Source organism: Ensifer sp. 38_S197 (genome assembly GCF_056924495.1).
Genome location: NZ_JBXOVZ010000001.1, coordinates 1,284,768 through 1,308,995 on the forward strand (window position 1 = coordinate 1,284,768; position 24,228 = coordinate 1,308,995).

At 59.9% G+C, this 24,228-nt stretch carries 24 protein-coding genes and 2 pseudogenes; 14 read left to right on the forward strand and 12 right to left on the reverse strand.

Annotation, left to right across the window (positions count from 1 at the left end):
• Window positions 1-104 precede the first annotated feature (104 nt).
• The 3 genes from AC1Z3V_RS05885 to AC1Z3V_RS05895 are packed head-to-tail and all read right to left on the reverse strand — an operon-like array spanning window position 105 to window position 1,802.
• A complete protein-coding gene (locus AC1Z3V_RS05885; RefSeq protein WP_483497773.1) occupies window positions 105-833 on the reverse strand; it encodes a hypothetical protein in 729 nt (242 codons plus the stop codon).
• Window positions 823-1,536, reverse strand: coding sequence for a hypothetical protein (locus tag AC1Z3V_RS05890; protein ID WP_483497775.1), 714 nt, complete (start codon window positions 1,534-1,536; stop codon window positions 823-825). The genes AC1Z3V_RS05885 and AC1Z3V_RS05890 overlap by 11 nt, the downstream gene beginning before the upstream one ends.
• Window positions 1,533-1,802, reverse strand: a complete 270-nt coding sequence (locus AC1Z3V_RS05895; protein ID WP_483497776.1) for a hypothetical protein — start codon at window positions 1,800-1,802, stop codon at window positions 1,533-1,535. The genes AC1Z3V_RS05890 and AC1Z3V_RS05895 overlap by 4 nt, the downstream gene beginning before the upstream one ends.
• A 748-nt stretch (window positions 1,803-2,550) precedes the next feature.
• Between AC1Z3V_RS05895 and AC1Z3V_RS05900 the strand changes: the two genes are divergently transcribed.
• The gene (locus tag AC1Z3V_RS05900) at window positions 2,551-3,837 is read left to right on the forward strand and encodes a phospholipase D family protein (RefSeq protein ID WP_483497777.1); all 1,287 of its coding nucleotides are present in this window, start codon (window positions 2,551-2,553) and stop codon (window positions 3,835-3,837) included.
• 635 nt (window positions 3,838-4,472) lie between these two features.
• On the opposite strand, the gene AC1Z3V_RS05905 is transcribed toward AC1Z3V_RS05900, so the two are convergent.
• From AC1Z3V_RS05905 to AC1Z3V_RS05935, 7 genes and pseudogenes are all read right to left on the reverse strand, one after another.
• Window positions 4,473-5,171 carry a NapC/NirT family cytochrome c gene (locus tag AC1Z3V_RS05905; RefSeq protein ID WP_483497779.1) on the reverse strand — a complete coding sequence of 233 codons (699 nt, stop codon included), beginning with the start codon at window positions 5,169-5,171 and terminating at the stop codon, window positions 4,473-4,475.
• Window positions 5,172-5,175: 4 nt separating this feature from the next.
• Window positions 5,176-5,631 carry a nitrate reductase cytochrome c-type subunit gene (locus tag AC1Z3V_RS05910; protein WP_483497781.1) on the reverse strand — a complete coding sequence of 152 codons (456 nt, stop codon included), beginning with the start codon at window positions 5,629-5,631 and terminating at the stop codon, window positions 5,176-5,178.
• 104 nt (window positions 5,632-5,735) lie between these two features.
• Complete coding sequence (napA, locus tag AC1Z3V_RS05915; protein WP_483497783.1) at window positions 5,736-8,243, reverse strand: periplasmic nitrate reductase subunit alpha; 2,508 nt, start codon at window positions 8,241-8,243, stop codon at window positions 5,736-5,738.
• Window positions 8,218-8,524 (reverse strand): annotated as a pseudogene (locus AC1Z3V_RS05920) (chaperone NapD). The gene napA and the pseudogene AC1Z3V_RS05920 overlap by 26 nt, the downstream one beginning before the upstream one ends.
• The gene (gene napF / locus AC1Z3V_RS05925; protein WP_483497785.1) at window positions 8,517-9,017 is read right to left on the reverse strand and encodes a ferredoxin-type protein NapF; all 501 of its coding nucleotides are present in this window, start codon (window positions 9,015-9,017) and stop codon (window positions 8,517-8,519) included. Before napF ends, AC1Z3V_RS05920 begins: the two are co-directional and overlap by 8 nt.
• Window positions 9,018-9,025: 8 nt before the next feature.
• Window positions 9,026-9,214: a periplasmic nitrate reductase, NapE protein gene (gene napE, locus AC1Z3V_RS05930; protein WP_483497786.1), complete on the reverse strand. Its 189-nt coding sequence runs from the start codon at window positions 9,212-9,214 to the stop codon at window positions 9,026-9,028.
• Window positions 9,215-9,558: 344 nt separating this feature from the next.
• Window positions 9,559-10,013: pseudogene (locus AC1Z3V_RS05935) on the reverse strand (ISL3 family transposase); the annotation flags it as partial.
• Between the two features lie 199 nt (window positions 10,014-10,212).
• Between AC1Z3V_RS05935 and AC1Z3V_RS05940 the strand changes: the two are divergent.
• The gene (locus tag AC1Z3V_RS05940) at window positions 10,213-10,557 is read left to right on the forward strand and encodes a four-carbon acid sugar kinase family protein (protein ID WP_483497788.1); all 345 of its coding nucleotides are present in this window, start codon (window positions 10,213-10,215) and stop codon (window positions 10,555-10,557) included.
• Here the strand turns inward: AC1Z3V_RS05940 and AC1Z3V_RS05945 are convergent.
• The gene (locus AC1Z3V_RS05945; RefSeq protein ID WP_483497790.1) at window positions 10,523-11,980 is read right to left on the reverse strand and encodes an ISKra4 family transposase; all 1,458 of its coding nucleotides are present in this window, start codon (window positions 11,978-11,980) and stop codon (window positions 10,523-10,525) included. The genes AC1Z3V_RS05940 and AC1Z3V_RS05945 overlap by 35 nt on opposite strands.
• A gap of 146 nt (window positions 11,981-12,126) precedes the next feature.
• On the opposite strand from AC1Z3V_RS05945, the gene tcuB reads away from it, so the two are divergent.
• The 10 genes from tcuB to AC1Z3V_RS05995 all read left to right on the forward strand — a co-directional run bounded on the left by tcuB (window position 12,127) and on the right by AC1Z3V_RS05995 (window position 19,970).
• The gene (tcuB, locus tag AC1Z3V_RS05950; protein WP_483499564.1) at window positions 12,127-13,266 is read left to right on the forward strand and encodes a tricarballylate utilization 4Fe-4S protein TcuB; all 1,140 of its coding nucleotides are present in this window, start codon (window positions 12,127-12,129) and stop codon (window positions 13,264-13,266) included.
• 390 nt (window positions 13,267-13,656) lie between these two features.
• Window positions 13,657-13,902, forward strand: coding sequence for a CopG family ribbon-helix-helix protein (locus tag AC1Z3V_RS05955; RefSeq protein WP_483497792.1), 246 nt, complete (start codon window positions 13,657-13,659; stop codon window positions 13,900-13,902).
• Window positions 13,902-14,192: a type II toxin-antitoxin system RelE/ParE family toxin gene (locus tag AC1Z3V_RS05960; RefSeq protein WP_483497794.1), complete on the forward strand. Its 291-nt coding sequence runs from the start codon at window positions 13,902-13,904 to the stop codon at window positions 14,190-14,192. Before AC1Z3V_RS05955 ends, AC1Z3V_RS05960 begins: the two co-directional genes overlap by 1 nt.
• 101 nt (window positions 14,193-14,293) lie before the next feature.
• On the forward strand, window positions 14,294-14,638 hold the full coding sequence (locus tag AC1Z3V_RS05965; RefSeq protein ID WP_483497796.1) for a hypothetical protein: 345 nt from the start codon (window positions 14,294-14,296) through the stop codon (window positions 14,636-14,638).
• A gap of 275 nt (window positions 14,639-14,913) precedes the next feature.
• Window positions 14,914-15,678, forward strand: coding sequence for an amino acid ABC transporter ATP-binding protein (locus tag AC1Z3V_RS05970; RefSeq protein WP_483497798.1), 765 nt, complete (start codon window positions 14,914-14,916; stop codon window positions 15,676-15,678).
• Entirely contained in the window at window positions 15,675-16,319 is a 645-nt protein-coding gene (locus AC1Z3V_RS05975; RefSeq protein WP_483497800.1) for an amino acid ABC transporter permease, read from the forward strand. Before AC1Z3V_RS05970 ends, AC1Z3V_RS05975 begins: the two co-directional genes overlap by 4 nt.
• On the forward strand, window positions 16,319-16,981 hold the full coding sequence (locus tag AC1Z3V_RS05980) for an amino acid ABC transporter permease (RefSeq protein ID WP_483497802.1): 663 nt from the start codon (window positions 16,319-16,321) through the stop codon (window positions 16,979-16,981). The genes AC1Z3V_RS05975 and AC1Z3V_RS05980 overlap by 1 nt, the downstream gene beginning before the upstream one ends.
• Before the next feature lie 23 nt (window positions 16,982-17,004).
• Window positions 17,005-17,844: a substrate-binding periplasmic protein gene (locus tag AC1Z3V_RS05985; protein ID WP_483497804.1), complete on the forward strand. Its 840-nt coding sequence runs from the start codon at window positions 17,005-17,007 to the stop codon at window positions 17,842-17,844.
• A 64-nt stretch (window positions 17,845-17,908) separates the two neighbouring features.
• Window positions 17,909-18,643 (forward strand): aspartate/glutamate racemase family protein, encoded by a 735-nt coding sequence (locus AC1Z3V_RS05990; RefSeq protein ID WP_483497805.1) that lies wholly within the window; start codon window positions 17,909-17,911, stop codon window positions 18,641-18,643.
• 43 nt (window positions 18,644-18,686) lie between these two features.
• Window positions 18,687-19,970, forward strand: a complete 1,284-nt coding sequence (locus tag AC1Z3V_RS05995) for an NAD(P)/FAD-dependent oxidoreductase (protein WP_483497806.1) — start codon at window positions 18,687-18,689, stop codon at window positions 19,968-19,970.
• Between the two features lie 6 nt (window positions 19,971-19,976).
• On the opposite strand, the gene AC1Z3V_RS06000 is transcribed toward AC1Z3V_RS05995, so the two are convergent.
• Window positions 19,977-20,900, reverse strand: coding sequence for a LysR substrate-binding domain-containing protein (locus AC1Z3V_RS06000; RefSeq protein ID WP_483497807.1), 924 nt, complete (start codon window positions 20,898-20,900; stop codon window positions 19,977-19,979).
• Between the two features lie 94 nt (window positions 20,901-20,994).
• Here AC1Z3V_RS06000 and AC1Z3V_RS06005 point away from each other — a divergent pair, with 94 nt between their 5' ends.
• Window positions 20,995-23,436 carry a GcvT family protein gene (locus AC1Z3V_RS06005; RefSeq protein WP_483497809.1) on the forward strand — a complete coding sequence of 814 codons (2,442 nt, stop codon included), beginning with the start codon at window positions 20,995-20,997 and terminating at the stop codon, window positions 23,434-23,436.
• A gap of 22 nt (window positions 23,437-23,458) precedes the next feature.
• The gene (locus AC1Z3V_RS06010) at window positions 23,459-24,208 is read left to right on the forward strand and encodes an electron transfer flavoprotein subunit beta/FixA family protein (RefSeq protein WP_483497811.1); all 750 of its coding nucleotides are present in this window, start codon (window positions 23,459-23,461) and stop codon (window positions 24,206-24,208) included.
• Window positions 24,209-24,228: the final 20 nt, after the last annotated feature.

A 24,228-nucleotide genomic window follows, 5' to 3' on the forward strand; every position in this document is an offset into this window, starting at 1 on the left:
TTGCGGTGGTCAATCCCCTTTTGTTGCGGAGGCACACTTAGTGCCGAGGATGGATCGCGTCGTCCAGATGCATGTAAGCATCGCGACAGACGACCGACAGACGGTCAGTCGAGCCTTCGAATGTAGAGTCCGTCCGAGCCACCCTCCATGAGACGGAGTTCGTTCACGCTCTCCGTATAGGCAAGGCTGATCAACAGGGCACTGCAGTCGTCCTGATTGGTTGACACCTCCCTGCTGCCGTTCTTCAGGAATAATGTCTGCTGATCGGGACTTAACTCGGCCCAAAAGCCATCGGTTGCAATGATCAGACGCGTTGCGGACCCTTCAATTTGCTCAATCGTGGGGGAAGTAAATTCCCTGCAGCGGAAGCTTGACGTCAAGAGATGCCGCGCCTTCGATTTCGCGATTTCAGCAAGCGGGAGGTCTTTTATTGCATTTGTCAGGGTGTGTGGGACGGTTATCCAGGATATTGCTCCATCCGCATCCATGATGCCCAATGTGCAATCTCCTGCGTAGGCCGCAAAACAGCCTTGCACTCCGCAGATCACAATAAGATAGCTCGCAGAGCCTCTTGGGAAGCGTGGCGCAAGTTCACGATGCAGACCGCGTAGAAAGTCGCGTAGGGTCTCAGCTGAAACCAGAGAAGTCGTGGCGAACCAGTCGACCAGTTCCTTGACCAGCGTGCGGGCAAGGTCTCCATTGCTCTCCCCGGCCGTCGATCCGTCGGTGACGATCATCAGCGAAGCCTGCGCATTCATGCTGACGCCGGCGCTGTCCCGGTTGTCGCTTGTGCGGGTCCCCTTCAGCGTGCGCCATTCGAGATCAGCCCGCATTTTGGCCATCACACTGGCTGATCGCAACATAACGGGCTTTCACGATGGCTGGACGGCCAGGCTGTTTACGGAGATTTCCTTCGAGAAAGTCATCGAAGTCACTGTTGGCGAGGAGTGCGCGGAACCCGTCGGCGGTGAATTGACGCACTTCATCGGGGGCGGCAGAAATCTCAGCTAGCAACTCTTCGCGACCGTCGACCATCAGCAGCAAGTCCTCCGCATCGCGACTGGAGTATAGATCGTCGTTGCCGCGTCCCCGGAAGGCCTCAAGTTTGGTTGCTATAAAGATGGGTGGTGTCAGCACCTTTATTTCTAGGCCCGCATCGAGGATGTACGGCTGAGCCGTTTCGATCCCGGTCGCATACCAACGATTGCTGAACCCGAGGATCGCTTCATCATCAGGCATGAAATCGACCTTGAGCCGGCCGAGGCACATCCGGCAGATCACATCATCGTCCGCAGCTTCTACGAAACCTCTGCCGCGCAGGTCTCCCAGGAGCATTGCCCATTCATGTCGTCCGGCAAGATCGACGATCAGATCGATATCGTCCGTCGACCTGACGTCTTCCAGCGTCACCAGGTCTGTGATGAACAACGCAGTTGTGCATCCTCCGACAAAGACGAGACGGTTTCGGAGGTCATCGCCAAGTGCGGTAGCGACGGCCTTCAGCATCTCCAACAGCTGCTCGCGGATCTCGGTCATTTCGCAAGCATCCTTGATTTGAGGTGATCGCTTGCCAGTCCGACCTCGCGCTGGTTGCCAAGTCTGATGGCATCTACCAGAGCCAGATATTCGTAGAGGTGCTGGTCTTTCAAGGATGCTTCCGGCACGCTCTTGAACAGTGGTTCCACCGATTGCCCCATCTCTCGCCCTTCGGCGTATGGCCACACGTAGTTGTAGCTTCCGCCGCTGACGAGCAATCCTTCCAGCATAGGGGCCGCGAACGCCGTCGGGATGCCGCGTTGCATGGGTCCCGGGTTTGCGGGGAACACGAACCTCAAACCGTGAATGATGAAATTGAACAGGTTTCGTCGGTGTGGGCGTGGCTCATTTTTCGCGTTGTCTTTTCGCGCGATGCCGGATGCTACGCTTCGCTTGATGGATTGGGCAATTTCTGTTTTGCTAATGCCCGTAAGATTTTCCAGATTTCGGACAGCATAGGGATCCCCGCCGATCGATTCCGATCGCAGTCGCTCTGAGCCCTTCTTCGAGCTCTTGGTCCTGTAAGCTGATCAATTTCAGCAGGACGACAATATCCTGACTTTTCATTGCGCCTGTCCTTTGTCCTAGGACTGAGGACACTAGGGCGCATCCAACTGTTTTGTCAATATAGTCAATGTAATTTCCGCGGCGCTGGCATTCCATATACGGAGATTGGAGCGGCACGTATGTCAATCGGCTCGGAATGTTAACCCCTTATTGGAGTGAACCTGTCGGGCTGGACCAGACGGCCCAATGACCTGCCATTCCATAAAGCAAGTAGCTGCCACGATTGCGAAGTTTGATAAAGATGCGGCCACTAAACAAAGGGGTCGCGACTTCAGGTCCCATCAAGGCGGCAGATTATCACCTCTCTATTGCCTCACACATCGTGCGCCAATCCCAACTCGCTATGGTGTACCTGCCCTAATCGGAACCGAAGGGACCGATGACGAATTGCTAACGGCGACTACTTATGCTGGCAGGCAGGCACAACAGATTGCTATGGGGACCGAAATGAAGCTGAGAAGCCTGTATGGAAATACGTCCCACACCGGTCATTCCATCGACTTCTTTGAGTTAGCGGCGCCTGGGGCGCGCGATGCCCTGCTGGCCAGTCCTTTCTACGATACCTACAAGCCTATTCAAGCATTGACTCTCAAAGGATGCCAAGTTCGGCTTTTGGTGCGACTGAGCAGCGCAACGACACCGGGTGCACTACAATTTGCCGTAAATGACCCCAACGTTGCGGTTAGATACTTCACCGATCGGCGGTTCCACGCGAAGGTCTACGTAGTAGATGATGTTGCGATGGTAGGCTCCGCCAATCTCACCGATGCGGGCATGTACGCCAATCGGGAGGTGTCCATTATACTCCACCGGTCACGAGACGCTGCGTTCGTTGAGTTGCCAGGCATCTTCGACTCACTCTGGGATTACGCCGATGTACTCAGCGTTGACGTGCTTCGGGCGTATGAGAAGGCGTATCGGTCTCCGGGACGGCCTAGCGATGAAGAGGACTTCGAGAAGTACATCCATAAGTTCATCAAGCCCTGTGCACCTCCCACAATTCGCGTGGGTAGCGACAAAGTCACTCGTGAAAGGTCATTCCTGCAGACATTCCGTAGAAAATACGATGAAGTTCTGGTGCCAGCGCAGCGTCGAGTGGCTGAAATCCTGGCCCGGGGTGCATTTGGTCGACCGGAATTTGCAGATGTTGATCCTCAGATCGAAATCGGACGCTTCCTGGGTTGGGTTCGCTTGATTCATGGTGCCGGGGAAGGATGGCGTGAGGCGCCAGTATTAGCTGGTCGGGAGCTTGAAGGCAGGGTGGCTGACTATCTTTCTTTTTGGAAAGAGGCAGGCGACATTGTCGCTGGCGATATGTTCCAGGCTGACAGGGAGATCACCAATATCGCACGTATCCGACTTGAGCTTGGCGATCGAGAGCGCCTCTTCGCTCTGAGCTATGATGATCTATTCGACGTGCTAACTGGCTGCCACGCCTTTTTAGAGCTTCTGCGATTCACGGAGGGAGGGCTTGAAGGATTGCGGAAGGACTTTGCCAAAAGAAATTCACTGGCCGCAATTAAGCAAACAATCGAATACTTGGTTAGAGGGCCAGGTGATGTGGTCCAGCGCGCATACGATTGCATTTTTGATGAACGTTATCGCCTTGGACGGTTCGGGGAATCCTGCGTCATGGAGTTGACTGGCTGGGCCACGCCCGACCGACCCCCGTTCAATAGCCGGACAATTAAAGGATTGCGTTTCCTTGGCTTCGATGTCGAAAGGCACGCTTGAAATGCAGCACTCGGTCCGAACCAAGTTCAATCTATTCGGGTCGAAAGCGACTGCGGAGGTATACTTCCTCAGTTAGGCGGAAGGCGCAGGCACAGGAGAAATGCATGGCAGAGGAGCCGGCGTTCACGTCTGTTGTCGTTTTGTGCTTCGAAGATCGCATAATGTATCGTCCGGAACTGGGTCAGCGCCGCATCCGGGCTGCCGACCCCTCCAGGCGGTCGGTGCGTGATCGTCACCGTAAGCGTTCGATAAGGCGCCGCATAATGAGCGACGCTTCAGGCCGCCAGCGGGCGTGGAACCGCTCCGCTTGCGTCAGCCGCGACATTCCGGGGCACTACAGTTTTGCCGTGCTCGCATCATGCAATTATCTCCTCACGGCTTGACTGTTGGATTGCTGCGCTGGGGCTGAAGATGGATTCGAGCATCCACAGTCAGCCGATGACGCTGAGCGAGACTGGCGCGGTCCATGGCAACAGGATAAGGAAGCGCACCAGCCATTTGCCGCGAACGCCGAAATCGAGAGTTCCGCCTGGACGGTGCCGAGTGCCAGGGGAGTTCCGTCCGGTTGGTCAGAAGCTCGGCCAGTCGTTTCGCAAGCTCCAAACGCGCGGATAGCGCAACCAGGAGGATGCGTTCTACTGCGCCTGCGTGTGCAGTTCCGCCAGCGCCTGCCGGAGATCGTCGATCGGCGTCTGGCCCGCCATCTTCTTGCCCTCGAGCTCCGGCGGCATCTTCCAGCCGGGGTCGATGCCTTCCATGTTGGGCAGCTCGTGCGCGATGCCCTTGTGGCAGTCGATGCAGGTGGCCTTGCCGGAAAGCAGGTAGCGGGTGTGGATCTCGGCCGCCCGCTGCGTCTGCTTCTGCAGGTCCATGGCGACGGAGGAATGGCAGTTGCGGCATTCCAGGCTGTCGTTCGCCTTCATGCGCGCCCATTCGTGCTGCGCCAGTTCCAGCCGCTTCTCGAGGAATTTCGGCCTGGTGTTGATCGTGCCGAAGATCTTGCCCCAGACCTCCTTCGAGGCCTGCATCTTGCGGGCGATCTTGTCGGTCCACTGGTGCGGCACGTGGCAATCCGGACAGGTGGCGCGCACGCCGGAGCGGTTGGAGAAGTGGATGGTGCGCGTCAGCTCCTGGTAGACGTTGTCGTGCATCTCGTGACAGGAGGTGCAGAACTTCTCGGTGTTGGTGAGTTCGAGCGCCGTGTTGAAGGCGCCCCAGAACATCACGCCGCCGATGAAGCCGCCGAGCGTGAGGAAGCCCAGGCCCAGCGTGCCGGCCGGCGTCGTCATGATCCCCCAGGCCCAGAGGATGGCTTTCCTGATCCATGCGATCATGTCGTCACTCGCTTCCGGCCGGCTTGAAACCCAACTCACTCATATCCTTGAAGTTGCTCGGCACCAGCGGGCTGGTGTCCGCCTGCGGCACGTGGCAGGCCGTGCAGAAATAGCGCCGCGGCGAAACGTCGGCGATCATCTGCCCGTCGCGCGTCATGTAATGGGTGACGCTGATCATCGGCGCGCCGGAGTCCTGGGTGAACTCGCGCTTGTGGCAGGAAAGGCAGCGGTTGGCATTGACCGAAAGCTCGTAGCCCTCGATCGAATGCGGGATAACCGGCGGCTGGTCGGGATAGGCGCGCATCTTGCGCTTGTCGTCGACCACCCATTTCGGCAGCGGTGCTGCCGCCTCCGTCGCCATCTGCGGCGTCGGCCCTTCGAGCTGCGGCACCAGCTTTTCCACCACTTGAGCCACGGCGGCAGTCGTGACGAACACCATCAGCCCGGCCGCGATCGCCATCCAGACGGATCGCGTCGGGCCAGTGACGCTCAGAAGCGGTTTTGGAACGGCCGCGAAACGACGAGACAGGACGTTTCCGCAAATCCGCTTCAGCCGAGAAAACCCTAGAGGGTGACGGGAAGAATCTTGACCGCGCATTTTTTGAAATCCGTCTGTTTGGAGATGGGATCGGTGGCGTCGAGGGTAACCTTGTTGATCAGCTGGCTGGCGTCGAACCAGGGAACGAAGATGACGCCGGGCGGCATGCGGTTGCGGCCGCGGATATCGACGCGCGAGCGGATTTCGCCGCGCCGCGAGACGATGCGCACTTCCATGCCCTGGTTGATGCCGCGCTTGCGGGCGTCCTCGGCATTCATGAAGACGCGCGCGCCGGGAAACGCCTTGTAGAGCTCCGGAACCCGCATGGTCATCGAGCCCGAATGCCAGTGTTCGAGCACGCGGCCGGTCACCAGCCAGGTGTCGTATTCCTCATCAGGGGATTCGGCCGGCGGCTCGTAGGGCACGGCGAGGATGACCGCCTTGCCGTCCTTCTGGCCGTAGAACTTCACGCCCTCGCCCGCTTTCACATAGGGGTCGAAGCCTTCGCGGTAGCGCCACTTCGTCTCCTGGCCGTTGACGACCGGCCAGCGCAAGCCGCGCACCTCGTGATAGGTGTCGTAGGGCGCCAGGTCATGGCCGTGGCCGCGGCCGAAGGTGGCATATTCCTCGAACAGGCCCTTCTGGATGTAGAAGCCGAACTCCTTGGCCTCGTTGTTGTCGTACTCGGCGCTGACCTCGGTCAGCGGGAAGCGGTCGACTTCGCCGTTCTTGAACAGCACCTCGAACAGCGTCTTGCCGCGATATTCGGGGCTGGCGTCGAGGATTTCCTTCGGCCACACCTCGTCGGTTACGAAGCGCTTGGAGAATTCCACCATCTGCCAGAGATCCGAGCGCGCTTCGCCGCGCGCCTGGACGAGCTGGTGCCAGACATGGGTGCGCCGTTCGGCATTGCCGTAGGCCCCCTCCTTCTCCACCCACATGGCGGCGGGCAGGATCAGGTCTGCGCTCATCGCCGTGATCGTCGGATAGGCATCGGAAACGACGATGAAATTGTCCGGGTTGCGATAGCCCTGCCAGGTTTCGTTCGAGGTGTTCGGTCCCGCCTGGACGTTGTTGTTGACCTGCACCCAATAGAAATTGAGCTTGCCGTCCTTCAGCATCCGGTCCTGCTGCACGGCGTGATAGCCGGGCTTTTCCGGGATGATGCCGTGCGGAATGTGCCAGATCTCTTCCGCATGTTTGCGGTGCTCGGGGTTGGTGACCACCATGTCGGCCGGCAGGCGATGCGCGAAGGTGCCGACCTCGCGGGCGGTGCCGCAGGCGGAAGGCTGGCCGGTCAGCGAGAACGGGCTGTTGCCGGGCTCCGAGATCTTGCCGGTCAGAAGATGCAGGTTATAGACCATCTGGTTGGCCCAGACGCCGCGCACATGCTGGTTGAAGCCCATGGTCCAGAGCGACATGACCTTGCGGTTGGGGTCGGCATAGAGCTCGGCAAGCTGCTTCAGGAATTCCGGCTCGACGCCGGTCAGCTCGACGGTCTTTTCCAGCGTGTATTCCGAAACGAATTCCTTGAACGCCTCGAAGTCGATCGGCTCGGTCTTGCCCGGATCCTTGGAATTGGCGGCCTTGACCTCGACCGGATTGTCGGGCCTGAGCCCATAGCCGATATCGGTCACGCCGCGGGCAAACTTGGTGTGCTTGTTGACGAAGTCCTCGTTGACCTTGCCGCTCTCGATGATGTGGTTGGCGATATAGTTGAGGATCGCCAGATCCGAGCCCGGCTTGAACACGATCGGGATATCGGCGAGATCCATGCTGCGATGGGTAAAGGTCGAAAGCACCGCGACGCGGACATGCGGCTGGCCGAGGCGCCGATCGGCGACGCGGGTCCAGAGTATCGGATGCATCTCCGCCATGTTCGAGCCCCAGAGCACGAAGGCATCGGCATTCTCGAAGTCGTCGTAGCAGCCCATCGGCTCGTCCATGCCGAAGGTGCGCATGAAGGCGACGGCGGCGGACGCCATGCAGTGGCGGGCATTGGGGTCGAGATTGTTGGAGCGGAAGCCCGCCCGCATCAGCTTGGTCGCGGCATAGCCCTCGAAGATCGTCCATTGCCCGGAGCCGAACATGCCGACCGCCGTCGGCCCCTTTTCCTTCAGGACCTTCTTCGCCTGCTCGGCCATCACGGTGAAGGCCTCGTCCCAGGTCACCGGCTCGAACTCGCCGTCCTTGGCGTAGACGCCGCCGCGCTTGCGCAAAAGCGGTGTCGTCAACCGGTCGTTGCCATACATGATCTTGGAGAGGAAGTAGCCCTTGATGCAGTTGAGGCCGCGGTTGACCTCCGCCTGCATGTCGCCGTGGGTGGCGACCACCTGGCCCTCCTTCACGCCCACCATCACGCCGCAGCCCGTGCCGCAGAAGCGGCACGGCGCCTTCGACCATTTGATCTCCAGCGCGTTGACACCGCCCGGCACCGGCTGTGCGGCCGCAGGCAGCGCAATGCCGGCCGTAGCGGCGGCGATGCCGGCCGCATGGGCCTTCAGAATGTCACGCCGCGTCAGTTCTCCGCTCATGGCTCCTGCCTTTCCTCTTCCATTTCGACATGCTCGAAAACCATGTTGGCCGAGATCACGCCATCAAGCAGCGAGATCCTCGACAGGCATTCGCCGAGCGCGCCCGTGCTTCCGCCTTCGATGACGACGACGATCTTGCCGCCGCCGTGGCCGTGGATTTCGACGTTTTCCATTCCCTGAAGCGCCGCGATCACCGCCTCGGTGCTGTCAGGCATCGTGGCGACGACGGCGCTCGAAATGTGATAGGGCGTTCCCGCTTTTGCCGTTGCGGCCTCAGACATGAGCCCCCTCCGCTTCCGGTGCCTTGACCGCGATGGCGCTGACCGGGCAGCCCGCGAGACAGGCGCCGCAGCCGGTGCATTTCGCCTCGTTGATCTCGGGCAGGAACGGCCCGCCGATGCGCGGGCGAAAGCGGATCGCCTGCTCCGGACAGCTTTCGCCGCAGGACTGGCAGGCGACGTTGCGGCGCGCCAGGCACGTGTCGGTGACGGCGGCCACATGGGGGAAGCGCCGCACGTCCTTCTCGGCGAATACGGGCTCCGCACAGGCCTCCTCGCAGGCGCCGCAGAAGGTGCATTCGCCGCGCGCGAAGTCGATGAAAGGAAGGCCGTCGGCAAGACGGATTATGCCGGTGGGACATCGCTCGGTGCAGGCGCCGCAGCCGGTGCAGGCCGCAAGGCTCAACTCCGAAACACCGGGCGGCCGGATGCGCACGGGCTTGGCGGCAGCGCGGCCGGTAAAGAGTTCACGGCGTGAGAGAGGTTCTGCCCCCATGGCTCGCCTCAATGCCCGGGCGGGCCGGGCGGGCCGAAGACGATCTGCAGCATCCAGACCAGGAAGCCGTAGCCGCCGACCACGCCGACGGCGACGATCGGCCAGATGCCGAAGGCGAGCACGAGGAAGGTGAAGAGCTCCGCGCGCCGTGACCGTGGCCGGTTTTCAATCGGCTGCTGCTGAACGAGCTCTGACATCCTGCGTCCCCCAACACAATCTACGGTAAGATGCGTCACCCGAAATAAAAATCAATCCCATGAATTCAGGATGACAAATCCGCGTCTTCCCGCAACGTAAATGCCGGGCAGAGCGGGGCAGGGTCAGCGCATTTGCGCTTTGCAGAAGTGGCGACCACAAACGTGGCAGCTACAATGGTCAGAATGAGGGCGCAAAGCGGCCGTTCACATACGTGAGCGTGGACGTCGCCTAAGGGGCAGACAGAATGTGCTGACACGAGCTCGCACGGCTTGTTGCTGTGATGTTCACCTTTTGGGCTGGGAAGATGGTGTAACGGGCGGAACCCGGCCCGCCAGGTTTGAAGGGCCGGTGGTCGTCCCTCACAATGATGGTGTTCGACTTCACGCCACACCTTCAACAGGCGCTCCAGATTGGAGCGGCTGCCCGTGTAACCGCGGTTCTTGATGTCTAAAACAGATGGCGCCCAACCCGGTTTCCACTTTTCCAGCACTCAGCCAGGAAAGCTTCAAAATACAGTGGCGATGTGGGATTCAATGCTGCCCGGTTTCTGTCTCGAGGTGCGCTGGTAGTAAGCCAATTCGCGATGCCGCGGCGCTCGTATCCGGTCCGCCTTGCAATCTCGCTGTGGGTGAGGCCCTGGTGACGCAAAGCTTGAAACGTGTCGAATATTTCCTGACGAGATTGCCTGTGCGCCAAGCGGGCACGGCGCTGTTGTGACCTGGCGCAGGCGATAGCATCTTCGGAGAGAATCGGTCTCACATGGGCGTGACCGTAAACGCTCATCTGTTCCTTGATTGCTTCCAAACGCCGTCGCAAAGCTTTCCTTGCGAACTCTGCCTGAACGGTAGAGACGAATTCCAGGGAATCTGGATCTCGTCGAAAGGCAACAAGGTGTTCCACTTGCCCGCCATTAATTTGTCATTTATGTGCAAAAAATATTGACATTTCAATGTCTCGTGTAGTTATAAAGATAACAACAAATTTCCGGATCTCGACCATGTTGGCCATTGTCGCTGATGATTTGACGGGAGCGCTCGACGCAGCCGCGCCGTTTGCAGCGCGGGGCATGCATGTCGAGGTCGCTTTGGTAAACGAGGCAATTGACGGTGCCCTCCGGCAAAAGCCTGACGTCATTTCGATCAACCTCGGCTCGCGCGAGCTGGCTGCCGAAACGGCGAAGCAGTCGGCATCCGAGGCTCTCACCGCTTTGCCTTCTGGAACGCGCCTATTCAAGAAGGTCGACTCGCGCCTGAAGGGCCATATCGCCGCCGAACTTGACGGCATGGAGACCGGTAACTTGTCTGGGGCTAGGCGGCGCGCAGGAGCGGAGGTTTGGGATTGAACAGGGAAGGCACGTTCGGCCCTGGCTGCCGGGACGGTGCCCGCAAAAGATCGCGAAGCTCGCCATTGATCTCGGCCGTCCTAACCTGCATGAGCATGTGAGCGCCATGGAGAGTCCAGCGCATCTGTTGCTTCTTGACCATCCGCTTGCCGACCAACGAGTTCACCGCTGACTCGGCGAGAGTGGTGGCGACGCGACACCCTGCTCGATAGCGCTTTCCATAGTTGACGATTGCACCACGGTTCGAACGAATATAGGTCAGGAGATGCGAACCGAGGCTGTGAAGCCTTGCGATCGAAAAGGCGCCTTCTTGCTGTGAGGGCTTCAGCCGTGCCAATAGCCCTTCAAGGTCACGGATGGCGCGATCAACACGCCCGTGCCATAGGCGCCACTTGACGGCTTTGATCTCCCTGTCGATGGACGAAAGAGTTTCGGAGAGACCGGATTGGGATCGTACCATGCCGTCCGCAATCTGCTGCATGGGTTGGACCCGCATGGCAATGTGGAACCAGTCGATAATATGGGTTGTCGGTTTCGGCATGGCGCGCGGCAGGCGCTTGAGGATTTCAGCGCCATCGGAGAGCACGGTGACGTCGCCATAACCGCAATACCCCTCCCGTCGAAGCGCATGCAGAGTTCGATCTCGGATCGCCTTCTGCTCTGTGCTGGCGGTAGCGAAATAGCGGCCGCCGGCATCGCCCCTACCACCGCGACCACATCGGGCCACAACAAGCTCGAAGCAGCGCGCTGAATTGCGCTCGGCGCTACGGACATGGGCCGTGTCGATGCTGATGACGAACTCTCTGCGTCGATCACCGGGAAGCGGCATTTCGAGTTGATGCCGCTCCTCCATCTCCCTTTTTGCGTGCCATTCTTCCTTTGCAATCTGATCGTCGATCCGCTCGCCGACCCTGATGGTACGCTTGCGCACGGTCGCGTGTGTCTCGGTTGGCTCAACAGGCAGAAATCTGGTGAGCAAATTCGCTGCCTGCCGGTAGGGCAGAACGCTTCCCAATCGCGCCGTCAACTCCATCAGCTCAGTTGTCGTCCGATCGGGGCAGATTTCCTTCAGCGGCGCGAAGGCACCTGCCATGCCTGGATAGCAATCGCTGCACAGCATCCAGCGAGGATTGCGAACCCTCACCATGCCGAAGACGGTTCTGATGCGACGCGTCGTGTAATCCTTGACCGCCCGGAACGTGTGGCAGTCCGGGCAGACCCGGCGAAAAAGGGAATAGGTCTCGGCCTCATGATTCACGACGGCGTTCTGCAGCGCTTCCATAATTATCTTGCCGTCCTCGATCGACAGGCCGAGGTCACCATCAAACAAACGCTCCCAGCTCTTGTCGATGCGAACCTCCTTTCGGCAAATATCACCGAACTCATTCTTGCCCTCGATCGTGATCGTCCATTCCACTGCCATCATTGCCTCCTTCATTGAAGCAACCAAGATGGCCCAGCCGGCACTAACAGTTCGTGCGCACCCCAGAGAAGTTACCGGTCTCGCCGCGGCGGCGCGCGCCGGCCATACGATCGGGAGAAACTGAGATGGTCGCCATCGATAGTCTGATGGATCTCGCCAACGAGGCGAAACGGGAACTGGATGGCAATGTTGCGGAGGTCGACCGGATTCTCCACATCTGTAATGCCTGCAGATACTGCGAAAGCTTCTGCGCAGTGTTCCCCGCAATGACCAGGAGGTTGGATTTCAATGTCGCCGACGCGCACTATCTCGCCAATCTCTGCCACAACTGTTCGGCCTGCCTTTATGCCTGTCAGTATGCGCCACCACACGAGTTCGGTGTAAACGTCCCAAAGACTTTGGCGCAGGTTCGCCAAGACACCTACATCGAGTATGCCTTTCCGAAGGCGTTTGGGGAGCTGTATCGCCGCAATGGACTGACGATTGCCATGGCAGTGAGTCTTGGCGTCGCTGCGTTTCTGATCGCAACCATCATGATCAAGGGAAGCCTGTTCGTACATGGCCTGGAAGGCCAGTTCTATGCGATCTTCCCCCATAATCTCCTTGCGGCCGTGTTCGGCGCAGCATCGCTGTTTTCCGTGATCGCGCTGGCGGTTGGCATCACCCGCTTCTGGCGGCAGATTTCCGAGCCAGGAAAACCCGTTCCGCTTCCGAACGCAGTCGGGGAGGCGGCAAAATCCGCCCTTACACTGCAGTACTTGGACGGTGGCCATGGCGATGGGTGCAACAACCAGGATGATGCTTTCACCCACTGGCGTCGACGGTTCCATCATTTTACCTTCTACGGCTTCATGCTTTGCTTCGCTTCGACGTCGGTGGCGACGCTCTACCATTATCTCTTCGGTATGGAAGCTCCGTATCCGATCTTCAGCCTACCTGTCATCCTGGGCACCCTTGGCGGCATCGGTCTACTCATAGGGCCAGCAGGGCTCTTCTGGCTGAATATGCGGCGCAACCCGATGCAGATGGACGAGAGGCAGAAGTCGATGGACCGTGGCTTCATCGCCTTGCTGTTTTTCATCAGCCTCACTGGCCTGGTATTGCTTGCTTGGCGGGATAGCTCGGCGATGCCGCTTCTTCTCGCAGTTCATCTTGGTTTCGTGATGGGTCTCTTCGTGACACTGCCCTACGGAAAATTCGCCCACGGCATCTTCCGTTGCGCCGCGCTGCTGAAGCACGCCATTGAGAAGAGACGTCCCAATCCAGTCCAGGCGGGGAGCGAATGAGCGATGATCGCGTGCAGGTGAACAGGAGCTTTGGAATGTGAATAGATAGAGTGGTTGCCGCTCTACCCACCCGGCACGTCCTATCAGAGGATGGTCGGGTTGGAAGGATGGCGGCATGGCATACAACACGATGATTGGGGTCGATCTAGCGAAGAACGTTTTTCAGGTCTTTGGAGCTTTGCTTTTCCGGAGGAGTTAAGTGCATTTTCGCGCGTTTATGGCCCTGCAAGATACTTCGATAGGGATGGAGGCCTGCGGGAGTGCTCATTACTGGTCACGCGAGATGTCGAAGCTTGGCCATGACAACAACCGATTGAAGTGCCTTGCTGAACCTTGACGCACCAGAGCGGTTCACTAATAATCAAAGTGAACCAATGAAAGTTAGGTCCCATGACTGCGGCGTTTACCGTGCGTGTAAAAGATGAAATCGCGAGCAAGCTTGATCAGCTCGCTGAGAAACTGGATCGGTCCCGTTCTTACATGGCTGCCGAAGCCATCGAGGCTTTCGTTGAGCAGCAGGAATGGCAGCTCGCCGAGATTGAAGCCGGGTTGGCCGAGGCCGACCGGGGTGAGTTCGCCCGCGATGAAGATGTGGCGAAAGTCGTTGGGAAGTACGTCAGGTCTGCCCGTCAATAATGAGTGTGAAACGTATTCGCTGGACGCTTCGGGCGTTGCGGCGGCTTGATGAGATCGGCGCGTATATCGAGAAAGACAATCCGGATGCGGCCGCTCGCGTCGTGGCGAGGATTGTCACTGCCGTGGATGCGTTGGCCGAGTACCCTGCCAGTGGGCGGCCTGGCCGTATCAAGAGCACGCGTGAGCTCGTGTTAGCCGACATTCCCTACATCATTCCCTACCGAGTGAGTCGGGACGTCGAGATCCTCACGGTCATGCACGCTCACCAGCGATGGCCGCAGGTTCTCTAGTCACGACCAAACAAAACCCGTCTTTTCTATTAGGTGGACCGCTTACGGCTCATCTAAACGCATGATCATGACCTTGCATCAACCTCCTTCCGGGCGCCAGCATGCCGCAACGCGATATCGTTGCCAACGCTGTCGTCGCGCGGCCAGGTCCCGCCCGCAACTCGGTCGGTATTTCCCATCACTGCCAGACAGATCAGACGCGAGCGCAAATTTTCGACGGCAACCTGGAAGCTTCAGAGCGGTTGGCCCAATCTTGGTTTCAGTCGCGAAAGGAGCGCATGACGATCATTGTGCCGTTTTGTTCCGGTTCTGTGCGTCTGGGATCGCATAATGTATCGGGCCTTTATCAACATGGGGTAATCGCGGGAGCGGCTGGCAGCACCGGCACCTTTGTTGTCCACAAGGGGGGGCGGATCCAGCATTTCGTCGCAACTTTCCTCTCGTAAATTGCATAACCTCAGGTTTGGCAGGGCGGCAATTTTTTCGCCCTGCTCAGCGCGCGCCAGAATGCTAACATTCCTGGCATAACAACGGGAACACGGCCGGAATTCGGAAACTCCGACGGCTAACTCACACGAAAGCGGTTCAAGCGAACGACCAGCCCGCGAAAGCGGCGGGTGGACTGCTGTTGCATGGGGAACATGATGATATGGACGGTGCCATCCTTTACGTCGGAGGCGAAGATCGACCGCTCGTTAAATTGGGCGGGGCGCAACCTGCGATGACGACGACGTCGGATAACGCGCTCATTCGTCTCTCGGCCCTGAGCAAGCACTACGGAAGTCACACCGTCCTCGATGGTATCGATCTTGAGGTGCGTTCGGGTGAGGTTCTCGCCATCATCGGGCCGAGCGGCTCGGGCAAAAGCACGCTTCTGCGCTGCATCAACTATCTCGAGCCGCCGGATGGCGGTACGATAACGATTGGTGCGACCACGATCGACGCGACACGGCCTGTGGCGAGGGCGGAGCTATCCGGTCTTCGCCGGCGTGTCGGCATGGTCTTCCAATCCTTCAATCTCTTTCCGCACATGTCGGTGCTGCGCAATGTCAGCCTCGCCCAAGAGCGCGTGCTCGGCCGCAGCCGCAAGGAAGCCGACGAGCGCTCCATGCAGCTCTTGAGGCGCGTCGGCCTTGCCGACAAGGCAGCACAGTTCCCCGTGCGGTGTTCCGGCGGCCAGCAGCAACGCATTGCCATTGCCCGTTCGCTCGCGCTCGATCCGGAAATCATGCTGTTCGACGAGCCGACGTCGGCCCTCGATCCGGAACTCGGCCTCGAGGTTCTCGCCGTCATGCGCGAGCTTGCCGAAAGCGGGATGACCATGATCGTCGTTACCCACGAGATGGGTTTTGCCGAAAACGTTTCCGACACCGTCATGATCATGGCCGATGGCCATATCGTTGAGAAGGGGCCGTCAAAGGAGGTAATGCGCAATCCGCAACAGGAACGGACCAAGCGCTTCCTCCGTGCGGTGCACGATCGATGAGCATTGCGGACCTGCTGCCACTCCTGCGCGGCCTGACCTGGACGATCACGCTGACGGCCGGGGCGTTTCTCATCGGCGCCGTGCTCGGCGTGCCGCTGCTTGCGGCCCGCCAGAGCCGGCTTCTGCCGTTGCGCTTTATCGCCATGGTCGTCATCCAGATCGTGCGCGCCGTCCCGCCCATCCTCTGGCTCTTCATCATCTTTTTTGGCCTCGGCATGGGCTTCATGCCGATCAGCCCTTTTAACGCCGCTCTTACTGGCCTTGGGCTGATCGCAGCTGCGAACATGGCGGAGATCTATCGCGGTGCTGTAGCCTCCATCCACCAGGGCCAGTGGGAGGCGTCCAAGGCCCTTGATCTTGGCCGTTGGTCGGTCTTCCGCGACATCATCGCGCCGCAGGCCTTCCGCGTCGCGCTGCCGTCGGCGGCGAGCTACCTCATTGGCCTTATGAAGGAGACGGCGGTCGCCTCGGCCATAGGCGTCTCAGAGCTTGCCTATCAGGGCAACCAGCTCTCGCAACTGTCCTATCGCGGCCTCGAAGTGTTCGCGCTGGTGGGCCTCTTCTACGTACTGTTGAGCCTGCCGATCGCCTGGCTCTCACGCATCGCCGATGGTTATCTCCAGGCAAGGGTGGCGCGCTGATGGTTCCGACATACGACGAAATCTCCGGCTGGCTGCCGGATCTCCTTAGCGGGCTGTCGATCAGCCTGCAGGTGACAGCGCTGAGCCTTCTGATCGGTATTCCCTTCGGTCTCGTTCTGGCGCTCGGCGTCCTCGCAAAGAGCAGGGCGGTGAAAGGCCTCAGCCTCTTTCTGGTCGAGATCGGCCGTGGCGCGCCTGCACTGGTGCTCCTGCAGTTCATCTATTTCGGCCTGCCGACAACAGGATTGACGCTTGGCTCCTATGCCGCCGCGGTGATCGCGCTTGCCTGGAACACCGGCGCCTACACCAGCGAGATCATCCGCGCCAGCTTGCAATCAGTCGCCCATGGTCAGCGGGAGGCTGCGGTCGCCCTCGGTCTCAACCGGCTTGACGAACTGCGCTACGTGCTGCTGCCCCAGGGCCTGCGCGTTGCCCTTCCGGCACTGCTCGGCTTCTCGATCCTGATCTTCCAGGGCACGTCCCTTTGCTTCACCATCGCGCTGCCGGAACTGGTGAGCCGCGCCTACGAGATCGGCTCCACGACCTTCCGTTATTTCCCGGCGCTGCTTTCGGCTGGCGCGCTCTACGCCAGCATCTCCATCCCCGCTGCCCTCCTCGTCAATCATGTCGAGAAGCGTGCGAGCCTTTACGCCCACCGTTGAACCTCAGTTGAAAGGATGCCTGCATGACCAGCATGACCACCACTACGCAGATTCTTCTTGCCGGCATTGCCGGGTTCCTGATCTCGGCGCCGCTTGCTGCTGCGCAAGATTGCACGCCCAAACACCGGTTCGCCACGGTCGAGGCCGGCACGCTGACAGTTGCCGTGACGACCTATGCGCCGCATTCCTTCATTGATGACAGTGGCAACATGAAAGGCATCGACGGCGACATTGCTGCGGAATTTGCCAAGCGTGAATGCCTGAAAGTCAAGGCAGTCGCCGTCGATCCGGCGGCAGCCATCCAGTATGTACTCTCCGGCCAGGCCGATATCACGACCGGCGATTGGTACCGCACGGCGGAGCGCGCGAAGGTCATGAGCCTTTCCGCACCGCTCTACACTGACCAGATGGGCATCTATTCCAAGGAAGACTTCAAGAACGTCTCCGATCTCGAAGGCAAGCAGGTCGGCACGGTGCAGGGTTATCTCTGGGTCGCCGACCTCAAGACCCTGCTTGGTGGCTCCCTCAAGCTCTACCCGAATTCTGTCAACATGCAGCAGGACCTGAAGTCCGGCCGTATCGATGTCGCCGTTGACGGTTATTCGACCGGCGTGATCGCCGCGCAGAAGGGCGCGCTCGGCGACATCAAGGTCAATGTCGCGGCACCCGATGATCGCGTGAAGGCAACCAAGGAAGCAGCACAGGCGGCCTTCCCCTATTCCTTTAACGCCAAGGAATTGGGCATCGCCCTCGATGCTGGGATCGCTGAAATGCAGGCTGACGGCACGATTGTCACCGTCCTCAAATCGTACGGTCTCGACGGCACTGCGGCAGACACCGGCGCACCGCGCCTCGTTGAGTAAACGGTTATCGCGGGGGAGGGTGTTCCCCCGCACAGCCCCTGAAATGGAAATCGGAGACAAAACGATGACTGTCTATACGGTCACGCGCAAGACGCAGTCATGGTACGGCGAGCAGATCGGCATCCTGATCCTCGATGCGGCCTATCCTTGCGTGCCTGGAAATGTCGGCAACGCAACGACCTATGACTACCCGGTGCGCTTTCAGGAAGTACGCGGTGCCTCGATCGACCGGCTGCTCAACCAGCGCGATCCAGCGCTGAAAGAAGTCTTTGTCGAGGCGGCCATCGAGTTGCAGAACCGCGGTGTTAAGGCGATCACCGGAGCCTGCGGTTTCATGGCCTATTTTCAGGAAGAGGTGGCGGCAGCAGTCGATATTCCGGTCTTCCTTTCCAGCCTGATGCAGATACCCTTCATGCATGCACTCTGCGGTGGCCGGGTTGGTGTGATCACCGCGAATGCCTCGCGGCTGACCTCGCGTCATTTCGCGGCCTGCAATGTCGGTGATCATGTTCCGTTGGCGGTTGCCGGCATGGAAGGTCAGACGGAATTTCGTGAGGCAATCCTCGAAGAACGCGGCACACTTGATTCCGCCGTGATCGAGGGGGAAGTGACCGAGGTCGCGCGACAGCTCGTGGCCAACAACCCCGACGTCAGGTCGATCCTGCTCGAATGCAGCGATCTGCCGCCTTATGCTCACGCGGTGCAGGCCGCCACCGGTAGGCCGGTCTTCGATTTCATAACGATGATTAATTACGTGCAGCAGAGTACGACACGCCGGCCTTATACGGGCAACATGTAATCAGGCTGCCGGAACGAACGGGCGCGCTGAAAGGAATGCGGGAATGCTCAACGATGCACGCTCTCACGGGCTTTGGGAAAAGACTGCGCCAGCAGCACCGGCAACGGTAGCGCTAGCGGGTGACAGGCGCGCCGATGTCGTGATCATCGGGGGCGGCTTCACGGGTATTTCTGCAGCCCTCCATCTTGCGGAAGCGGGACGACGGGTCATTGTGCTCGAGGGCGCCGAAATCGGCTTTGGCGGAGCCGGCCGCAATGTCGGACTCATCAATGCCGGAATGTGGGTGATGCCAGATGATCTTCCCGGCGAGCTGGGCGAGATCCATGGCGAGCGTCTGCTCGAAATGCTCGGCAATGCGCCGAGGCTCGTCATGGATCTGATCGAACGGCATAGCATTGCTTGCGAGCTGGAGCGCAACGGCACATTGCATTGCGCCGTCGGCGAGGCCGGCCTGAAGGAAATCACCGATCGCGCAGGCCAGTGGCGCCGGCGCGGCGCACCTGTGACGCTGCTCGATGCGGCCGAGACGGCAAAACGGGTGGGAACCAGTGCCTATGCCGGTTCTCTTTTGGATATGCGCGCTGGCACCCTGCAGCCCCTTGCCTATGTGCGCGGTCTGGCGACGGCGGCCCTTGCGGCGGGCGCGACCATCCATACCGGATCTCGGGTGACGAACTATACGCGTTCGGGTTCCGAATGGACCGTACGGACGGATGCAGGTTCCGTCACGGCGTCCTGGGTCATCGTGTCGACTGATGCCTACAGTAGGGGGGCTTGGGAAAGCGTGCGGCAGGAGCAGGTTCATCTGCCTTATTTCAATCTTGCAACGCACCCTTTGCCGGAAGATATCCGTTCCATGATCCTGCCGGGACGCGAAGGGGCCTGGGATACCAAGGAAATCCTCTCGTCCTTCCGCATGGATCGGGCCGGCCGGCTTGTTTTCGGCAGCGTTGGCGCACTACGCAATGCCGGCCGAGCCGTGCATGTCGCCTGGGCGAAGCGGGCGTTGAAGCGCCTCTACCCGGCGCTCGGGCCGGTCGAATTCGAATGCGAGTGGTTCGGCAAGATCGGCATGACGGACAATGCCCTGCCGCGCTTTCATCGCTTTGCCGAGAATGTTGTGGGCTTCTCGGGCTACAACGGCCGCGGCATCGCGCCCGGCACGGTTTTCGGCCGAACGCTGGCACAGCTTGTGCTCGGCGACCTCGGTGAGGCGGACCTGCCGCTGCCGCAAACAGATCCGAAGGCTCCGGCTTTCCGACCGGTCAAGGAACTCTACTACGAGGCTGGCGCGCAGATTGCGCACTTTGCCAGCGAGCGGTTTTAGCGGCAATCAGATCGGGATTCTTGCATCCGCGTTCTGCTCCATCAGCCAGTCACGGAACAGTTCCGCGCCCCGCTTCGGCGGACGCTGCGCCGGCATGATGAGGTGTACCGATTGACCTGACTGATAGGTCTCCTTCAATGGGGCGACCAGCCGCCCCGCCAGTAGATGCTCGTGCACTAGATGCTTCCAGCCGAGTGCAACACCCTGGCCGCGTACCGCGGCCTCGATCGAGCCAAGCGCGTCGGTAAAAACGAAATCCTGCTTCAGCCGCGCGACGGGAACCGAATGTCGCTCCAGCCATTCGCGCCAGGCAAGGCGCGTGCGGTGGCGTTCCTCAAAATTCAGCAATGTGTGCTGCAGTAAATCGGCTGGCTCGTTGATCGGGCCGTTTTCCTTGAGGTAATCCGGGCTGCACACCGGCAAAATCTCTTCTGTTACGAAATGCCAGGAATGGATGCCCGGCCATTTGCCGTTACCCAGGCGAGCCGAGAGGTCGATATCCTCCTCGACCAGGTCCTGGTCATCGCGGCTGCTTTCCTCGATGCGCAGCGAGACGTCCGGATGCTTGGCCTTGAAATCTCTCAGCCGTGGCAGCAGCCATAGCTGCACGAAGGAAGCCGAGAACGATACACGCACCACGTCGCTAGAGTGCTTTTTTTGCAATGAGGATATGACCATGTGCAGATGATCGAACGCCTCCTGCGTTTCCTTGTAGAGGCGCTGGCCATCCGCTGTCAGCTCAAGCCGCGTGTGATCGCGGCGGAAAAGTTTCAGGCCCGTTGCCTCCTCCAGCAGCCGGATCGTCTTGCTTACCGCGGGCTGGCTAACATTGAGCTCCTGGGCGGCGGCTGTGAAGCTGCGCCTGCGGGCAGCAGCCTCGAAGCAAAACAGGTAGTTGGCGGAGGGGATGAGAGAGCGGAGTCGGTGCATAATCTGAAGTTATGCCCCTCGACAATTTTTAGCAAGATTACAGCTGCATGCGACCTTTGTACGGTGGGTCGAACCAATTTAAGGGAACCTCTCCATGCAAACACATGCTCGCGCCGTAGTCATCGGCGGCGGTTGCGTCGGCGCCGCCATTCTTTATGGGCTTACTAAGCGGGGCTGGACTGACGTCGCGTTGCTCGAGCGCACCCAACTGACGGCGGGATCCACGTGGCACGCTGCCGGCCTTATCCCCTCCTATGCGCGCAGCATCAACATCGGTCGCATGATCGCCAAGACGATCGAGATTTATGAAGGTCTCGAAGAGGAAACTGGCCAACATGTCGGCTGGCACAAATGCGGTCAGTTGCGTATCGCCAATACGCGCGATCGCCTCGACGAATACAAGAGCTACATGAGCGTCGCAGCGGTGCAGGGGATCCGTGCTGAGCTGGTGAGCCCGCAGGAAGCACGTGACCTCTGGCCGCTTCTCGAAAACAATAAGGACATGCTGGCCGCGCTCTACCATCCCGATGACGGCCACATCGCGCCGGCGGACGTGACGCAAGCGATGGCAAAGGGTGCGCGTGACCGGGGTGCGAAAATCTATCTTAACACCGAGGTGAAGGGCTTTGAGCGCCTCGCCGGCGGTGAGTGGAAGATCATCACAAATAACGGCGCGATCATCTGCGAGCATATCATTTCCGCTACCGGCAACTACGCCCGCCAGACAGGCGCGATGCTCGGCCTCGAAATCCCGGCAATCCCCATCCTGCATCAGTATTGGATCACCGACGCTGTACCTGAGATCGTGGAGCGCAAGCGCCGGGGTTTGCCCGAAATGCCGATCCTGCGCGACGAAGGTTTCGAAGGCTATCTGCGTGAAGAAGGCGATGGTTTGATGTTCGGCCCCTATGAAAAGACCGAGCATCTGAAGCTCTTTGCCGAAAACGGCGTGCCGGAATGGTTTGGTGCCGATCTGGTCGAAGAGGATTTTGACGCAGTGGCGTGGAATTGGGAAGCCGCGATGGAGATGGTTCCGGCCTTGGGGCGCGTCGGCATCAAGGCCAACGTTCGAGGCCCGTTCCAGATGACGGCGGATGAGCTGCCGCTCGTTGGTCCCGCCTGGGGGCTGGAGAATGTCTGGATCGCCGAGGGTGTTCCGGGCGGCATCCTGTGGGGCGGAGCGATCGGCTACTATCTTTCCGAGCGCATCGTCGAAGGCGCCAACAGCCTTGATACGTCGGAACTGGATCCGCGACGCTTCGGCAACTATGCCAACAAGGAATGGACGCGTCAGAAAGTCAGGGAAAGCTGGGGCACCCATGCGGAACTTCATTATCCCGGCCAGGACATGCCCGCCGCCCGCCCGCAGAAGACCGCCCCATCCTACGATATCCTGTCGCAGCGCGGCGCCGTCTGGGGCGTGCTGAATGGTTGGGAAGTGCCGAACTGGTTTGCGCCAGAAGGCGTGGAGGCCAAAGATCAGTACAGCTGGCGCTGGACGCAGAAGGGCCATTACATCGCCGAAGAAGTAAAGGCGGTGCGAACCGCCGTCGGCCTCGTCGAGATGACGCCGATGACCAAGTTTGAAGTGTCCGGCCCCGGTGCGGAAGCCTGGCTCGACGGCATCCTTGCCAATCGCCTGCCGAAGGCCGGCCGTGTCAATCTGAGCCATCACCTGACGAAAACCGGCGGCGTGCAGGCCGAATATGTAGTGGCGCGTCTTGAGGACGGCAGCTTCTATTTGATCTCGACGCCGCGCGCCGAGCGCTGGAATTTCGACGACCTGTCGAAGCTCCTGCCAAAGGACGGCGGCGTACAGTTGCGCAACGTCACCAACGAGCGCGGCTGCTTCACCGTCGTCGGCCCGAAGGCCCGCGACGTGCTGCAGGGGCTCACCGAGACGGATCTTTCCAACGAGGCGTTCCCGTGGTTTGGCGTGAAGTCGGGCACGGTGGGCCTTGCGACCGACGTGCGGATGCTGCGCGTCAACTACGAAGGCGAGCTTGGCTGGGAACTCTACCATCCACTGCCCTATCAGCGGCAGCTGCTGCAGGCGATCCTTGCGGCGGGCCAGCCGCACGGCCTGCGCCTTGTTGGCTATCACGCTCTGGAATCGCTGCGCCTCGAAAAGTCCTACCGCGCCATGTATCGCGACATGAACCCTGAACTGACGGCGTGGGAAAGCAGCCTCGACCGCTTTATCCGGCTCGATAAGGGCGACTTCATTGGAAAGGCGGCGCTGGTGCGCCAGCAGCAGGATGGTGTCAGGAACCGTTCGGTGACGATTGCCATCGACACGGAGAATGCAAGCTCACTAATCCACGAGGGCGTCTACCACGAGGGGAAGTTGGTCGGGCGCATCACATCGGGCAGCTACGCCTATACGCTCGGATATGACGTTGCCTTCGCGCTGCTTCCAGTGGACCTTGGCACGCCCGGGACACGACTAGAGGTGCCGATCCTCGGCGAGATGCGCAAAGCACGTGTTATCCCGGAATCACCCTATGACCCCGAAGCCCTCCGCGGTCGTATGTAACGAATTGACGAAAGGCAAACCCATGAAGATTCTGGTTACGGTCAAACGTGTCGTTGACTACAACGTCAAGATCCGCGTGAAGGCAGACGGTTCGGGCGTCGAGCTCGCCAACGTGAAGATGTCGATGAACCCCTTCGACGAAATCTCGGTCGAAGAAGCGCTGCGGCTGAAGGAAGCCGGCAAGGCCGCGGAAGTCGTCGTCGTTTCCGTCGGCCCGGCCAAGGCCGAGGAGACGCTGAGGACCGCGCTCGCCATGGGCGCCGACCGCGCCATCCTGGTCGAGACCGAAGACCAGGTCGAGCCGCTCGCCGTCGCCAAGATCGTCAAGGGTGTCGCCGAGGCCGAACAGCCGGGCCTGATCATCGTCGGCAAGCAGGCAATCGACGACGACTCGAACCAGACCGGCCAGATGCTGTCGGCTCTCCTCGGCTGGGCGCAAGGGACGTTCGCCTCCAAGGTCGAGATCGGCGATGGCAAGGCAACCGTGACGCGCGAAGTCGACGGCGGCCTGCAGACCATCGACATCAAGCTGCCGGCGGTCGTCACCACCGACCTGCGCCTCAACGAGCCGCGCTACGCTTCGCTGCCGAACATCATGAAGGCGAAGAAGAAGCCGCTCGACAAGAAGTCGCCGGCCGACTTCGGTGTCGACACCGCCGCCCGCCTCAAGGTGCTGAAGACCGAGGAGCCGTCGGGCCGCAAGGCCGGCATCAAGGTCAAGTCGGTCGCCGAGCTCGTCGAAAAGCTTAAAGTCGAAGCCGGCGTCCTCTGATTTAAGGAAGGGAGATATCA